This is a genomic window from Rhodovulum steppense (assembly GCF_004339675.1).
GTDB lineage: Bacteria > Pseudomonadota > Alphaproteobacteria > Rhodobacterales > Rhodobacteraceae > Rhodovulum > Rhodovulum steppense.
Window position 1 is genome coordinate 62,295 of sequence record NZ_SLVM01000014.1, and the last position, 14,256, is coordinate 76,550.

Below are 14,256 nucleotides of genomic sequence, written 5' to 3' on the forward strand. Positions count from 1 at the left end.
CCCTGTTGGTCCTTGCTGCGTCACTTTGACCTAGATGGCGTCGCTTCGGGGGGGAGGTCAAGCCCCGGGGGCGAAATAGCCCACCGCCGACCCCGGCGCGGCCGCCCCGGACAGCAGATCGAACACATAGCCCGCGACCGAACGGAAGCAGAGAAGCGTGAAACCGTCCGCATCGGCCCGAATCGCAACCGGCACCTGGGCCAGACGGGTGCGCCGGAACCCGCCCGGCGGGAACACACCGGGGGCCATGTCGGCGGGCGTCAGCTTGGCCAGTACCTCGCGCGCGGCGGGACCGGATATGCGAAAGGCGGCGCGGGCGTCCGAAACGTCGGCGGCGGCTGCATGCAACCCGGCAAGCGCGGTGTCGAGTGCCGCAACTTTCGCCGCCCCCTCGCCCCGCGGTACGAACAGCAGCAATTCGTCGGGCGACATCCAGCCCGCGCCACACCCGTCCCGCATGTTGGCGCAAAGCGGTGCGGGGACGGCTACGCCCACCGCCTGCTTGACCGCGGCCTGCACCTTGCGCGCGGCAAGATCGGCGCGCAGCGTGACCATATCCGCCGTTGGCGCCGCAGCGATGATCGCGATACCCTCGAACCGAACATCTGCAAGGGCTGTGACGGGCTCAGGCATTCTGCTTATCCCCTTCCGGGTCGTAGAAGACAGGGCTGACGATGCGGGCCTTGACGGTGGTACCATCGCTGCGGGCGAGATCGATCACCTCGCCCATCCGCTCGGGGCCGCGCCGGACAAGCCCCATGGCAATACCCCGGCCAAGCGTGGGCGAAAAATAGGTCGAGGTAACGCGGCCCTGCGTCCTGCGCTGACCGTTGGCGTTGCGGCCCTCGTCCACGACATAGGCCCCATCGGGAAGAACCGAACCGTCCAGAGTTTCCAGCCCCACCAGCTTCCAGCGATCAGGGTCGCTCAGATGGCTGCGTTGCTGGGCGCGCTTGCCGATGAAATCGTCCTTTTTCTTCGATACCGCCCAGCCAAGGCCCAGATCCTGCGGGATCACCGTGCCGTCGGTTTCGTCGCCGATCATGATGAAGCCTTTCTCGGCCCGCATCACATGCAGCGCCTCGGTGCCATAGGGCATCACGCCCAGATCGGCCCCGGCGGCAAGGCAGGCCTCCCAGAATTCGCGACCCCGGCCCGCCGGAACGGCCAGTTCGAAGGACAGTTCGCCCGAGAACGAGATGCGATAGACCCGTGCCGGGATGTCGGCCAGACGGCCCTCGGCCCAGCCCATGAAGGGCAGCGCCGTAGCTGACAGGTCGATGTCACCCTCCAGTTTCTCAAGCAGTTTCCGTGCCTTGGGGCCAACAACCGCAATCTGGGTGAACTGTTCGGTGAGGTTAACGACATGCACCTTCAAATCCCACCACTCGGTCTGAAGCCACTCCTCCAGATGCTGGTGGATGTGGTCGGCCCCGCCGCTGGTGGTGTGGCAGAGGAAGCTGTCTTCGGTCAGACGGGCGACCACGCCGTCATCCATCAGGAAGCCGTTCTCGGAACAGATCAGCCCGTAACGGCAGCGTCCGACCGGCAGGGTCGAGATCATGCAAGTATATACAAGATCAAGGAATTTTCCAGCATCTGGCCCCTTGACCAGAAGTTTGCCGAGGGTCGAGGCGTCGAGCATGCCGACATTGTTGCGGGTGTTCGCAACCTCGCGCCGGATTGCAGAGGATACGGATTCTCCTTTTTTTACATAGCTATAGGGTCGGCGCCATTGGCCAACGGGTTCGAAATGGGCGCCGTTTTCCCGGTGCCAGTCATGCAGCGGCGTCTGGCGCACCGGCTGGAAGGTGGCGCCGCGGCCAGGACCAGCGATGGCGCCTAGGGTCAGGGGGGTGTAGGGCGGGCGGAAAGTGGTGGTGCCGACCTGTGGAATGTCTTCGCCCAACGCATCAGAAAGAATCGCCAGACCATTTATATTGCTCAGCTTTCCCTGATCCGTCGCCATCCCCAGCGTAGTGTATCGCTTGGCGTGCTCGACGCTTTCATAGCCCTCGCGGGCAGCGAGCTGGACGTCGGACACCTTCACGTCATTCTGGAAATCGAGGAACATTTTCATCCGCGCGGCGGGCTCGGCCCGGCGCGGCATGATCCATATGAAATCCATATGATTCTCATATGATTTCGATATGACGAATTCGCGGGCCTCGGCCTTGAATCCCGCCGCCTCGGCCGCCGCCGCACCGGCACGACTGCCATCGGGCAGACCCTCCCGAGCCGACAGCGCCCCCGAGGCCGCGCCGGCCGGAACGACGAAGGGCCGCCCGTCGGCACTGGTAGGTGCGCGGGACAGATCGGGTCGGAACATCGCGCGGGCTTCGTCCCAGACCAGCTTACCGCCGCAATGGGACCACAGATGCACCACCGGCGACCAGCCGCCCGACATCGCGACCGCGTCGCAGGCGATCATCTCCAGCGGCAGGGCGACGCCGCCCACGGGGCCGATGCCGACGCCTTTCACGCGCTTGGATCCCTTGACACTGACCACCGCCTTGCCGGTCAGCACCCGGATGCCCGCCGCGCGGGCTGCCTCGGGCAGCGGCCCCTCGGCGCTTTTGCGCGCATCGACGATTGCGGGCACCGTGAGCCCGGCCTCGACCAGCGTCAGCGCCGTGCGATAGGCGTCGTCATTGTTGGTGACGATCACGGTGCGCTGGCCCGGCGCCACAGCCCAGTTCACCACATAGTCGCGCACCGCCGAGGCCAGCATCACGCCGGGCACGTCATTGCCGGGGAAGGCCAGCGGGCGTTCGATCGCACCCGTCGCGGTGACGATCTGGCGGGCGCGGATCTTCCACAGCCGGTGGCGGGGGCCGGGCGCATCGGGGGCGTGGTCGGTCAGCCGCTCATGCGCCAGCACATGGCCATGATCGTAGACGCCCGCCCCCTGCATGCGGAGGCGGAGCGTCACATTCTCCATCCTTTCAAGCTCTTGAACGGCGACCCTTACCCATGTTTCGGCAGGCTGCCCCTCGATCTCGACATCATCGACCGGCGCGCGCCCGCCCCAATGGGCGGTCTGCTCGACCAGCAGCACGCGCGCGCCCGACCGTCCCGCGACCAGCGCGGCCTCGAGCCCGGCAATGCCGCCGCCCACCACAAGGACATCCACATGGGCGTGGAAATGCTCGTAGCTGTCGGGGTCGGCCTCGGTCGGCGCGCGGCCCAGCCCGGCGGATTGCCGGATCACGGGTTCATAGACATGCTTCCAGAAGGCGCGCGGCCAGAGGAAGGTCTTGTAATAGAAGCCCGCGGGCAGGAATCGCGCGAGCCGCGCATTGATCGCGCCGATGTCGAAGTCGAGCGAGGGAAAGCGGTTCTGGCTTTCGGCCACGAGACCGTCGAACAGTTCGGTCGTGGTGGCGCGCTGGTTCGGCTCGAACCGGCCGCCCTGCCCCAACCCCACCAGCGCGTTCGGTTCCTCGGCCCCCGAAGCGACCACGCCGCGCGGGCGGTGATACTTGAAGGACCGCCCGACCAGCATCCGGTCATTGGCCAGAAGCGCCGCGGCCAGCGTGTCGCCGACGAACCCGGCATGGTCGGCGCCGTCGAAGGTGAAGCGGCAGGGCGCGGTGCGGTCGATCAGGCGACCGCCCTTGTCCAGACGAAAGCTCATGCGCCGCCCTCCCAATCAAAACCGGGATGTTTCGCGGCGATCCGGTCGAGGATCTCGCGCGGCGGGGCGGCACATTGCGCGGGATAGGTGCCGTAGACTTCCAGAGTCACGGTATCGCGGGCGGCGTGAAACCACTTGCCGCAGCCATGGGCATGGCGCCAGCGCTCGAAATGGACGCCGCGGGGGTTCCTGCGATGGAACAGGTAGGATTCGAAGCTGGCATCGTCGCTGCCCGGGCCGCGGCGCGTCAGATGCGCCTCGCCGCCCGGGGCGAGTTCGGTTTCATCCGCGGCCACGCCGCAGTTGGGACAGGTCAACAGAAGCATCGCGCCCCCTCGGTCTGGAATTGCATCAGACGGGCGGGGGCGCGGGTGGCTGCCCCCTTATTCCTCGAACGCCGGGTAAACCTGCACGGCGCTACTGGCGTTGATATTGCCGTAGATCTGGGCGCCAACCATGCCGAAGAAGAGCGGCACCAGAAGACCGGCGACGAGGCCAAACCACTTGGCGGCGGATTCGGGAACGAGGACGTCGTAGTTTTCGTCGGACATGGACGGGTCTCCGAATGGGGTTTGGCGCCCGTTATGCGGAGCGGCTGCGCGCGCGTCAAGGCGACCAAATGCACAAGGCGGCGACCTGCGACAGAGCGGCCCAGCCGCGGGGCGGGCGATACGAGGGTGACACGCTTCTGTTCCAGGGCAGCGAACCGCGCACAACGAAGACTCTCGAAGATCATGCACCACCGCTCCCGGCGAAAAGAAGATCGCCGAAACCCCATTGGAGTGTGGCGACAACTATGGCCACCGCCTGAGTGATCTCAATTCTGCAGTCAACCCGAGCCACCACGGCATCGGCCGCGAGCTTGTCGGCAAGGTTGGCCGCCAACCTGTTCTCCAGGTCGGTATCCGCGGAAAACTGCTCGGGAGAGGGTGCGCCTGAAAGCAAGGGCCTGGCCAACGCCTCAATCGGGGTCGGTGTTGGCACCCCTTGCCTGTCGTTGTCGATCTTTATGCAAGCGGCGATCAGGGAGCATTGCCAGAGGGCCATATGCGCCAGCCGACCAGTCAGGATGAAGTTCCTGGTATTGATTTCGCTGCTCTCGTGATAGCCGGGCGGCGCCGGTTGGCTTTGGAAAAGCCTGGCCGCCGCAAAATAGGCCACGACGACGGCAACACCCAGCGCACCCCACCTTCGGAACAACGCGCCATCACCCGCATTGGCTGCGAAACCGGACAGGATCAACCAAACCGAAAGCCCGGCGACTCCCAATTGGTCAATCCACCGGGTCAATGCGCCACCCCCGCCGCCACGCTTTCGTCGATGAAGCGCCCCTCGCGGAACCGGTCTAGGCCGAAGGGGGCGGCCAGCGGGCCGGGCTCGCCCCTGGCCACCAGTTCGGCCATCGCCCAGCCCGAGCCCGGGATCGCCTTGAACCCGCCCGTGCCCCAGCCGCAATTGATGAAGCATCCCTCCAGCGGGGTCTTCGACAGGATCGGCGAGCGGTCGCCGGTCATGTCGACGATGCCGCCCCATTGGCGCAGCATCTTCAGCCGCGTGATGATCGGGAAGGTCTCGCACAGCGCGCGGACGGTTTCCTCGATATGGTGGAAGCTGCCGCGCTGGGTGTAGTTGTTGAACCCGTCCGCGCCGCCGCCGATGACAAGCTCGCCCTTGTCGGACTGGCTGATATAGCCATGCACGGTGTTCGCCATGACGACCACGTCGATCACCGGCTTGATCGGTTCGCTGACCAGTGCCTGGAGGGCCACGGACTCGATCGGCAGCCGGAACCCGGCCATCCGGGCCAGAACGCCCGAATGGCCCGCCACGACGATCGCCAGCTTGCCGCAGCCGATGGCGCCCTTCGTGGTCTCGACGCCCGTCACCCGACTGCCCTGCTGGCGGATCGCGGTGACTTCGCATTTCTGGAGGATGTCCATGCCCATCGCGGAACAGGCGCGCGCATAGCCCCAGGCGACCGCGTCATGGCGCGCGGTGCCGCCGCGGGGCTGCCAGAGCGCGCCGAGTACCGGATAGCGCGGCCCGTCGATATTGATGATCGGGACGATCCTCCTGACCTCGGCGGGGCCGATATACTCGGTCGGGATACCCTGCAGGGCATTGGCCTGCGCGGTGCGTTTCCAGCCCCGGATCTCGTGTTCGGTCTGGGCCAGCATCAGCACGCCGCGGGGGCTGAACATGATGTTGTAGTTCAGATCCTGGCTGAGCGTCTCGTAGAGCGCGCGGGATTTCTCGTAGATCGCGGCCGAGGGATCCTGAAGGTAGTTCGAGCGGATGATCGTGGTGTTGCGCCCGGTATTGCCGCCGCCCAGCCAGCCCTTCTCGATCACCGCGACATTGGTGATGCCGAAGCGTTTGCCGAGGTAATAGGCGGTCGCCAGCCCGTGCCCGCCGGCCCCCACCACGATCACATCATAGTGAGGCTTCGGCGCCGGAGAGGCCCAGGCCCGCTGCCATCCCGCGTGGTAGCGTGCGGCCTCGCGGGCGATGGCGAAGGCGGAATAGCGTTTCATGGCCACGGGCTCTCCCCTTGTTTGCCGGGCTTTCGCACGGCCCTTCATGCACCGACCGGCCCGCCGCCCCCTGCCCGCCAGCGGCATGCCGTCGAAGGAACGCGACATCGGCCAGTGGCGGGACGGTCAGGCCGCTTTGCCCTTTCGATTCCGTCCTTTCCGTAATAGATCGGCGGGTGAGGCTGCAAAAGGGGTGGACCCATATGGCATTCACGCTTGTCGCGCTGGGGCTTGCCGCGGCGATCGCGGTGCTGCTCGCCATGACGCTGGTCCGCAGCCGGGCTGCGGGCATCCCGGCGGCGGCCTATGACCTGCAGGTCTATCGCGAGCAGTTGCGCGAGGTCGAGCGCGACCTGGCCCGCGGCGTCATCACCGCCGACGAGGCCGAGCGCATCCGCATCGAGGTCTCGCGCCGGGTGCTGGAGGCCGACCGCAAGCTCAAGGCCCGGACGAGCGCCTCGGAGGCGCCGAAGACGGCGAGTCTCGTCATCGGGGCAGGACTTGTCGCGATGTTGCTGGGCGGCACCTGGGGCGTTTACCGCGTGATCGGGGCACCGGGCTATCCCGACCAGCCGATGGCCGCGCGCATCGCCCAGGCGGCCGAGTTCCGGGCGAACCGGATGGGCCAGGCCGAGGCCGAGGAGGCCGCGCCGCCGATCCCGGTGCCCGCGCCCGAGCCGCAGCACCTGGACCTGGTCGAGCGGCTGCGGGAGGTGGTCGCCGAACGCGGCGACGATCTGCGCGGGTTTCTGCTGCTGGCCCGCAACGAGGCCGCGCTGGGCAATTTCCGCGCCGCCTATGCCGCGCAATCCCGCGCCATCGAACTGAAGGAGGGCCGCGCCAGCGCCGAGGACCATGCCACCATGGCCGACATGATGGTGCTGGCCGCGGGCGGCTATGTCTCGCCCGAAGCCGAGGCGGTGCTGGAAAACGCGCTGAACCGCGATCCGCGGAACGGCACCGCGCTCTATTACTGGGGGCTGATGCATATCCAGACCGGACGGCCCGACATCGCCTTCCGGGTCTGGCGCGAGCTTCTGTCGGTCTCGCAGCCGGACGATCCCTGGCTTGCGCCGGTGCATTCCCAGATCCGCGACCTGGCGTGGTTCGCGGGCGATGACGACTACACCCCGCCGCCGCTGCCGCAGGCCGGTCCCCTGCGCGGCCCCTCGGCCGAGGATATCGAGGCTTCTGCCGGGCTGACGGCGGAACAGCGCCGGGACATGATCGTCGGCATGGTGGCGGGCCTGTCCGACCGGCTGGCCAACCAGGGCGGCAGCCCCGAGGAATGGGCACAACTGATCCGCGCGCTGGGCATGCTGGGCGATACCGAGCAGGCCGCCGGGATCTGGGCCGAGGCGCAGCAGGTCTTCGCCCCGCATCCGCAGGCGCTGGACACCGTGCGCGCGGCCGCCATCGCGGCGGGCGTGGCCGAGTGAGCGTCTTCGACAGCGCCGAGAGCTTCGCCGCCGCCCTGCCCGAACGCGGCGCGCTGGTGGGGCTGGATTTCGGGGAAAAGACCATCGGCGTGGCGGTTTCGGACGGGCTGCGCTCGGTCGCAAGCCCGCTGGAAACGATCCGGCGCAGCAAGTTCACCCAGGATGCCGCCCGCCTGCTCGAGATCGCGGCGGGGCGCTCTGCCGGAGGGCTTCTGCTCGGCCTGCCGCGCAACATGGATGGCAGCGAGGGGCCGCGCTGCCAGTCGACGCGGGCCTTCGCGCGCAACCTGTCGCGGCTGACGGACCTGCCCATCGGCTTCTGGGACGAGCGGCTCTCGACCGTGGCGGCCGAACGCGCGCTGCTCGAGGCCGACACCTCGCGCAAGCGCCGCGCCGAAGTGATTGACCATGTCGCGGCGGGCTATATCCTGCAAGGGTTCCTCGACCGCCTGCGCCATCTGAAGGACGCGCCATGAGCGAAGACCGCCCCGCCCGCGTCGATGGCGCCATCGAAAGCCCCTGCACAAGGGTCTGCGTGGTCGACCGCGACAGCCGCCTGTGCACCGGCTGCATGCGCTCGATCGACGAGATCGCCGCCTGGACGCGGATGCGCCCCGAGGACCGACGCCGGATCATGGCCGACCTGCCCGCGCGGCGCGGCCGCCTCGGCCTGCCGCCCGCCCTGTCCGGCCCCTCCTGAAAAGGCGCCCCCTGCTTCTTCTTGGCCCAAATACCCCGGGGGGAGTCCGCAAGGACGGGGGGCAGCGCCCCCCTTGCGCCCTCACCGCCCGCCAGACCCCGTCAGGCCCGGCGCACGGCCAGCGCGTCGTCCAGCATCGCGCGCAACAGCCCCGCATCGACATCCGAAGTAACGAAGGCCTGCCCGATCCCGCGGGCCAGGACGAAACGCAGCCGCCCGTCCTGAACCTTCTTGTCCTGCGCCATCAACCCGATCAGCGCGTCGGCATGGGGCAGGTCGCCGGGAATGTCGGCCAGGTCCGTCTTCATCCCCATAGCCGCCAGATGCGCACGCACGCGGGAGGGCTCTTCCTGCGCACACAGCCCCATCCGGGCCGACAGTTCGAAGGCCAGCGCGCAGCCGATCGCCACGCCCTCGCCATGCAGCAGGCGGTCGGAATAGCCGGTCGCGGCCTCCAGCGCATGGCAGAAGGTATGGCCGAGGTTAAGCAACGCGCGTTCGCCCTGTTCGGTCTCGTCGCGCTCGACGATGCCCGCCTTCATCTCGCAGGACCGCCGCACCGCATGGATGCGCGCGGCCAGGTCGCCCGCGGCCAGCGCGGGGCCATTCTCCTCCAGCCAGTCGAAGAAGGCCGCGTCGCCCAGAAGGCCGTATTTCACCACCTCGCCATAGCCGGCCAGGAAATCGCGGCGCGGCAGCGTGTCCAGCACGCCGGTATCGGCCAGCACAAGGCTCGGCTGGTGGAAGGCGCCGATCAGGTTCTTGCCGAGGGGGGAATTGATCCCGGTCTTGCCGCCCACGGAACTGTCGACCTGCGCCAGCAGCGTGGTCGGCACCTGCACGAAGCGCACGCCCCGGCGCAGGACGGCCGCCGCAAAGCCCGCCAGATCGCCGATCACGCCGCCGCCCAGCGCCACCACCATGCCGCCGCGCTCGACCTTCTGCTCGATCAGCCATTCCACCCCGCGCGAGAACTGCGCCCAGCCCTTGGTCGCCTCGCCGGGCGGCAGGGCCAGCGCCGGGGCCTCGATGCCCGCGGCGGCCAGCCCCGCGCGAAAGGTATCCAGATGCAGGGCGGCGACGGTCTCGTCAGTCAGGATCGCGACGCGGGGACGGGTCAGCAGCGGGCCGATCTCCGCGCCCGCGCGCGCGATCAGGCCGGGGCCGATGCGGATGTCGTAGGCGCGCCCCGGCAGGGCCACATGCACGGTTTCAACGGTCTCGCTCACATCCCCTCCAGCACGTCGGGCCGGGTGCGGAGCGCGTCCAGCACCTTGTCGGCCATGTCCTCGATCGAATAGCGCGGGTCGGCCTTCACCACCAGATCCGCCAGTGCGTAGAAGGGCTTGCGCTCGTCATAGAGCCGCGCCAGCGTGCCGCGGGGATCGGCGGTCTGCAACAGCGGCCGCGTCGCCTTGTGCCGCACCCGGTTCCACAACAGGTCCAGATCGGCATCGAGCCAGACCGAAACGCCGCGCGCCGAGATCGCGGCGCGGTTCACCTCGGACAGGAAGGCGCCGCCGCCGGTCGACAGCACCCCGGGCGGGCCGTCCAGCAGGCGGGCGATCACCTGCGACTCGCGGGCGCGGAAGAACGCCTCGCCGTCGCGGGCGAAGATCTCGGCGATGCTCATGTTGGCGGCCGCGACGATCTCGGCATCCGAATCGCGGAAGGGCACGTCCAGCTTTCTGGCCAGCGCCGTGCCGACCGCGGTCTTGCCCGCGCCCATCAGCCCGACAAGGGCGATGGTTTTCTTCAGCCTTGCGCCCACTTCAGGCGACCTCCCGCCAAGTTGTGCCCTGCGGCCCTTCAATGGCGTGAACTCCCCGGAAATGCCAGTTATAATCGAGCCAAAGCGGGTTACGCGCGGACCAAAACGGAAGGCAGGGCAGGATGTTGCGGCTTCTCAAGGTGTTGGTTTTTCTGGTCGTCGTCGGATTCGTCGGGTTGGTCGGCTTTGCCTATCTGGGCGATCTGACACCCGACCAGACGGTGGTGAGCGAAAGCCTGACGCTCGATGTGGACTAGGACGATGCGCCCGCTGGCCGTTCTGGCGGTGGCCTGGGCCGCCGCGAGCGGGCCGGTGCGCGCCGAACCGCCGCTGTCGGCGATCGACTGGCTGTCGGACTCGGTGACCGATCCGGCGGTGCGCACGGTGCCGCCCGCGCTGAGCCCCGGACCCGGCACCGAGACGATCGAGGTGCAACCGCTGGCCGGGATCAGTGTCGATGCGGTGGGCCTGTTGCCCGCGCAAGTCACAGGGCTGCCGCGCGATCTGTGGGGGCCGGGGCGGCCCGAGGAGATCGCCCGTGCGATCCGGGCCGAGCGGGTGGACACGCTGCCCGCGGTTCAGGCGCTGCTGCTGACGCTGCTGCTGGCAGAGCTTGACCCGCCCGCGGCGATGCGGCCGGGCGAGGATGGGCTGGTGCTGCTGGCGCGGCTGGACAAGCTGCTGGACCTGGGGGCGCTGGACCAGGCGCAGGCGCTGGTGGAACGCGCGGGGCCGACCGATCCGGAACTGTTCCGCCGCTGGTTCGACATCTCGCTTCTGACGGGACAGGAGGATCGCGCCTGCGCGGCGATGCGCCTGACGCCCGATGTCGCGCCGACCTTTCCGACGCGGGTGTTCTGCCTTGCCCGGCGCGGCGACTGGAATGCCGCCGCGCTGACGCTGGAGACGGCGCGCGCGCTCGGTTATGTCACCGACGAGGAGGACGCGCTGCTGGCGCGCTTTCTCGACCCCGAACTGGCCGAGATCGGCGAGCCCCTACCCGCCCCCTCGCGCCCCAGCCCGCTGATCTTCCGCATGCGCGAGGCGGTGGGCGAACCGCTGGGCACGGTGACGCTGCCGCTGGCCTTTGCACGGTCCGACCTGCGCACGAATGCAGGATGGAAGGCGCGGATCGAGGCGGCCGAGCGGCTGGCACGCACCGGGGCGCTGGCACCCAACCAGTTGCTGGGCATCTGGACCGAGCGCAAGCCCGCCGCCTCGGGCGGGATGTGGGGCCGCGTGGCCGCGTTGCAGGAGTTCGACGTGGCGATGATCGCAGGCCAGCCCGGTCCCGTGGCCGCAGCGCTGGCGCCCGCCTGGGAGGCGATGCTGGCCGCCGAACTGGAAATGCCCTTTGCCCAGCTTTACGGCGCGCGGCTGGCCCGGCTGGGGCTGCCCGGCGAGGCGGGCGCGCTGGCCTTCCGGATCGGTTTGATGACCGAGGAATACGAGGCCGTCGCGCTCGCGCGCGAGCCGGTCTCCGACGAGGAACGGCTGCTGATCGGGATCGCCACGGGCGCGACCGAGGGGCTGGAGCCGCCCGATGCGCTGGGCGCGGCGCTGATCGAGGGGTTCACCGCGAGCGCCCCCGGCCCGGCCGAGGCGCGGCTGCTGGCCGAGGCGCGTCTGGGTGAGGCGATCCTGAGCGCGATCGACCTGATCACCGACGGGGCACGCGGCAATCTGGGCGAGGTCACGCGGGCGCTTGCGCTGATGCGGCGGCTGGGGCTGGAATCGGTCGCCCGTCAGAGCGCGCTGCAACTAATGCTGCTGGAGCGGCGGGGATGAGCGGGGACGCGCTGCGCTGGATCGCGACCTTCCTGGAGGCGCAGGCCGCCGAGAAGGACGCCGCGACCAACACGCAACTGGCCTATGCCCGCGACCTGCGCGATTTCGCCGGATGGCTGGACCGGCGGGGGCTGGCCTTCGAGGGCGTGAGCGAGCGCGACATCACCGCCTATCTGGTCGCCTGCGAGGCCCAGGGGCTGGCACTGGCCACACGCGCGCGGCGGCTGTCGGCGATAAAGCAACTCTTCCGATTTGCCTATGACGAGGGCTGGCGCGGCGACAACCCGGCCTTGCAGATCAAGGGGCCGGGCAAGGCGCGGCGGCTGCCGAAGACGCTGAGCCATGACGAGGTGGACCGTCTGCTGGCGGCGGCCGAAGCCTCGCCGCGCGATGCGCGGCGAAATGCCTGCCTCGTGCAACTGCTTTACGCGACGGGGATGCGGGTGAGCGAACTGGTCTCGCTGCCGGTGTCCAGCGCACGGGGGGATCCGCGGATGCTGCTGATCCGGGGCAAGGGCGGCAGGGAGCGGATGGTGCCGCTGTCGCGGCCTGCGCGCGCGGCGCTCGCCGACTGGCTGGGCGACCGCGACGCGACCGAGGCGGCGGCGCGCGCCCAGGGGAGAGTGGCCAGCCGGTTCCTGTTTCCCTCGCGCGGGCGGCTGGGACATCTGACGCGGCACCGGTTCCATTCGCTGATCAAGGAGATCGCGGTGGCGGGCGGCATCGACCCGGGCAAGGTGACGCCGCACACGTTGCGCCATGCCTTCGCGACGCATCTGCTGGCTGGCGGCGCGGATCTGCGCTCGATCCAGGCGCTGCTGGGCCATGCGGATGTCTCGACCACCGAGATCTATACCCATGTGCTGGACGAGCGGCTGCGCGCGCTGGTGCTGGAGCATCACCCGCTGGCCCGCGGGACGGACGCGACTTGAACCGGGGGCCGTCGCGGCCCATAACTTGGGACGATGATCCTAGACGATCAGTCCGACAGAGAGAGCGATGGAAAGCCCTGCCCCGCTGCTTGACGCAGCCTTCTTCGCGACGATTGCCGCCATCGTTCTGCTGCTGTTGCTGTCGGCCTTCTTCTCGGGGTCCGAAACCGCGCTGACCGCGGCCTCGCGCGGCAAGCTGCGGGCGCGGGCGGATCGGGGCGACCGGGGCGCGGAGCGGGCGCTGGAGATCACCGAGGACAACGAGCGGCTGATCGGCTCGGTGCTGCTGGGCAACAACATGGTCAACATCCTGGCCGCCTCGCTGGCCACCGCGCTGTTCACGCGGCTGTTCGGCGAATCCGGCGTGGCGCTGGCGACACTGGTGATGACGCTGCTGGTGCTGATTTTCGCCGAGGTGCTGCCCAAGACCTATGCGATCACCAATGCCGAGACGGCCGCCGCGCGGGTCTCGCCGGTGATCCGACTGGTGATCCTGGTCTTCTCGCCCGTCGTCTCGGCGGTGCGCGCGCTGGTCCGGCTGCTGCTGGCGGCCTTCGGGGTGCGCACCGATCCCGACAGCCATATCCTGGCCGTGCGCGAGGAGATCGCGGGGGCGCTGCAACTGGGCCATTCCGAGGGGCTGGTCGAGAAGGAGGATCGCGACCGCATCCTGGGCGCGCTGGATCTGGGCGAGCGGACGGTCGAGGAGATCATGCTGCACCGCTCGAAGATCGAGATGATCGACGCCGACCTGCCGCCCGAGGAAATCCTGTCGCGCGCGCTGGACAGCACGCATACGCGGCTGCCGCTGTTCCGTGGCGATCCCGAGAACATCGTCGGCGTGATCCATGCCAAGGACCTGTTGCGCGCGATGGACCGGCTGTTGCGCGGGCCCGATGCCAGCGCCGAGAAGCTGAAGGAATTCCGGGCACTCGATGTGGCGCGCAAGCCCTATTTCGTGCCCGAGACCACGACGCTGGACGACCAGATGCGGGAATTCCTGCGCCGCCACAGCCATTTCGCGCTGGTGGTGGACGAATATGGTGCGCTGCGGGGGCTGATCACGCTGGAGGACATCCTGGAGGAGATCGTGGGCGAGATCACCGACGAGTTCGACCTGGATGCCGAGCACCCGCTGCGCGAGACCGAGGATGGCACGGTGCTGGTCGACGGGGCGATGACGATCCGCGACCTGAACCGGGCGATGGACTGGGCGCTGCCGGACGAGGAGGCGAACACGATCGCGGGGCTGGTGATCCACGAGGCGCAGTCGATCCCGACCCAGGGGCAGGTGTTTTCCTTCCACGGCTTCCGTTTCGAGGTGTTGCAGCGCCAGGCCAACCGGATCACGCGGCTGAAGATCCGGCCGTTGTGAGGGATAGCCGGGGGCGGCTCCCGCCCCCGGCCGACGCGGGGCTTGCGCCCCGCTTGTCCGGGGTTGGGCGTGGCGCCCGG

The 14,256-nt window shown here is 68.8% G+C and carries 15 protein-coding genes; 7 read left to right on the plus strand and 8 right to left on the minus strand.

What is annotated here, in order from left to right; all coding sequences use genetic code 11:
- Positions 1–57: 57 nt before the first annotated feature.
- From EV216_RS10890 to EV216_RS10910, 6 genes are all read right to left on the minus strand, one after another.
- On the minus strand, positions 58–633 hold the full coding sequence (locus tag EV216_RS10890) for a sarcosine oxidase subunit gamma (RefSeq protein WP_132695384.1): 576 nt from the start codon (positions 631–633) through the stop codon (positions 58–60).
- Entirely contained in the window at positions 626–3,637 is a 3,012-nt protein-coding gene (locus tag EV216_RS10895) for a sarcosine oxidase subunit alpha family protein (protein WP_132695385.1), read from the minus strand. Before EV216_RS10895 ends, EV216_RS10890 begins: the two co-directional genes overlap by 8 nt.
- A complete protein-coding gene (locus tag EV216_RS10900) occupies positions 3,634–3,963 on the minus strand; it encodes a sarcosine oxidase subunit delta (protein ID WP_132695387.1) in 330 nt (109 codons plus the stop codon). Before EV216_RS10900 ends, EV216_RS10895 begins: the two co-directional genes overlap by 4 nt.
- A 57-nt stretch (positions 3,964–4,020) precedes the next feature.
- The gene (locus tag EV216_RS18285) at positions 4,021–4,188 is read right to left on the minus strand and encodes a hypothetical protein (protein ID WP_165899227.1); all 168 of its coding nucleotides are present in this window, start codon (positions 4,186–4,188) and stop codon (positions 4,021–4,023) included.
- Between the two features lie 181 nt (positions 4,189–4,369).
- Complete coding sequence (locus EV216_RS10905) at positions 4,370–4,879, minus strand: hypothetical protein (RefSeq protein ID WP_132695389.1); 510 nt, start codon at positions 4,877–4,879, stop codon at positions 4,370–4,372.
- 44 nt (positions 4,880–4,923) lie between these two features.
- On the minus strand, positions 4,924–6,171 hold the full coding sequence (locus EV216_RS10910) for a sarcosine oxidase subunit beta family protein (RefSeq protein WP_132695390.1): 1,248 nt from the start codon (positions 6,169–6,171) through the stop codon (positions 4,924–4,926).
- A 203-nt stretch (positions 6,172–6,374) separates the two neighbouring features.
- Here EV216_RS10910 and ccmI point away from each other — a divergent pair, with 203 nt between their 5' ends.
- The 3 genes from ccmI to EV216_RS10925 are packed head-to-tail and all read left to right on the plus strand — an operon-like array spanning position 6,375 to position 8,310.
- Positions 6,375–7,610 carry a c-type cytochrome biogenesis protein CcmI gene (ccmI, locus tag EV216_RS10915; RefSeq protein WP_132695392.1) on the plus strand — a complete coding sequence of 412 codons (1,236 nt, stop codon included), beginning with the start codon at positions 6,375–6,377 and terminating at the stop codon, positions 7,608–7,610.
- Positions 7,607–8,086, plus strand: a complete 480-nt coding sequence (gene ruvX / locus EV216_RS10920) for a Holliday junction resolvase RuvX (RefSeq protein ID WP_132695393.1) — start codon at positions 7,607–7,609, stop codon at positions 8,084–8,086. Before ccmI ends, ruvX begins: the two co-directional genes overlap by 4 nt.
- Positions 8,083–8,310, plus strand: a complete 228-nt coding sequence (locus EV216_RS10925; RefSeq protein WP_132695395.1) for a DUF1289 domain-containing protein — start codon at positions 8,083–8,085, stop codon at positions 8,308–8,310. The genes ruvX and EV216_RS10925 overlap by 4 nt, the downstream gene beginning before the upstream one ends.
- A gap of 101 nt (positions 8,311–8,411) precedes the next feature.
- Here EV216_RS10925 and aroB read toward each other — a convergent pair whose 3' ends face one another.
- Both aroB and EV216_RS10935 read right to left on the minus strand, forming a co-directional pair.
- Complete coding sequence (gene aroB / locus EV216_RS10930) at positions 8,412–9,539, minus strand: 3-dehydroquinate synthase (protein ID WP_132695397.1); 1,128 nt, start codon at positions 9,537–9,539, stop codon at positions 8,412–8,414.
- Positions 9,536–10,081, minus strand: a complete 546-nt coding sequence (locus tag EV216_RS10935) for a shikimate kinase (RefSeq protein ID WP_132695399.1) — start codon at positions 10,079–10,081, stop codon at positions 9,536–9,538. Before EV216_RS10935 ends, aroB begins: the two co-directional genes overlap by 4 nt.
- 122 nt (positions 10,082–10,203) lie before the next feature.
- On the opposite strand from EV216_RS10935, the gene EV216_RS18780 reads away from it, so the two are divergent.
- The 4 genes from EV216_RS18780 to EV216_RS10950 all read left to right on the plus strand — a co-directional run bounded on the left by EV216_RS18780 (position 10,204) and on the right by EV216_RS10950 (position 14,176).
- Positions 10,204–10,338, plus strand: coding sequence for a hypothetical protein (locus tag EV216_RS18780; RefSeq protein WP_279388208.1), 135 nt, complete (start codon positions 10,204–10,206; stop codon positions 10,336–10,338).
- A gap of 4 nt (positions 10,339–10,342) precedes the next feature.
- Positions 10,343–11,869: a hypothetical protein gene (locus EV216_RS10940; RefSeq protein WP_132695401.1), complete on the plus strand. Its 1,527-nt coding sequence runs from the start codon at positions 10,343–10,345 to the stop codon at positions 11,867–11,869.
- A complete protein-coding gene (locus EV216_RS10945; protein ID WP_132695403.1) occupies positions 11,866–12,801 on the plus strand; it encodes a site-specific tyrosine recombinase XerD in 936 nt (311 codons plus the stop codon). Before EV216_RS10940 ends, EV216_RS10945 begins: the two co-directional genes overlap by 4 nt.
- Positions 12,802–12,868: 67 nt before the next feature.
- Positions 12,869–14,176 carry an HlyC/CorC family transporter gene (locus EV216_RS10950; RefSeq protein WP_132695404.1) on the plus strand — a complete coding sequence of 436 codons (1,308 nt, stop codon included), beginning with the start codon at positions 12,869–12,871 and terminating at the stop codon, positions 14,174–14,176.
- Positions 14,177–14,256 lie beyond the last annotated feature (80 nt).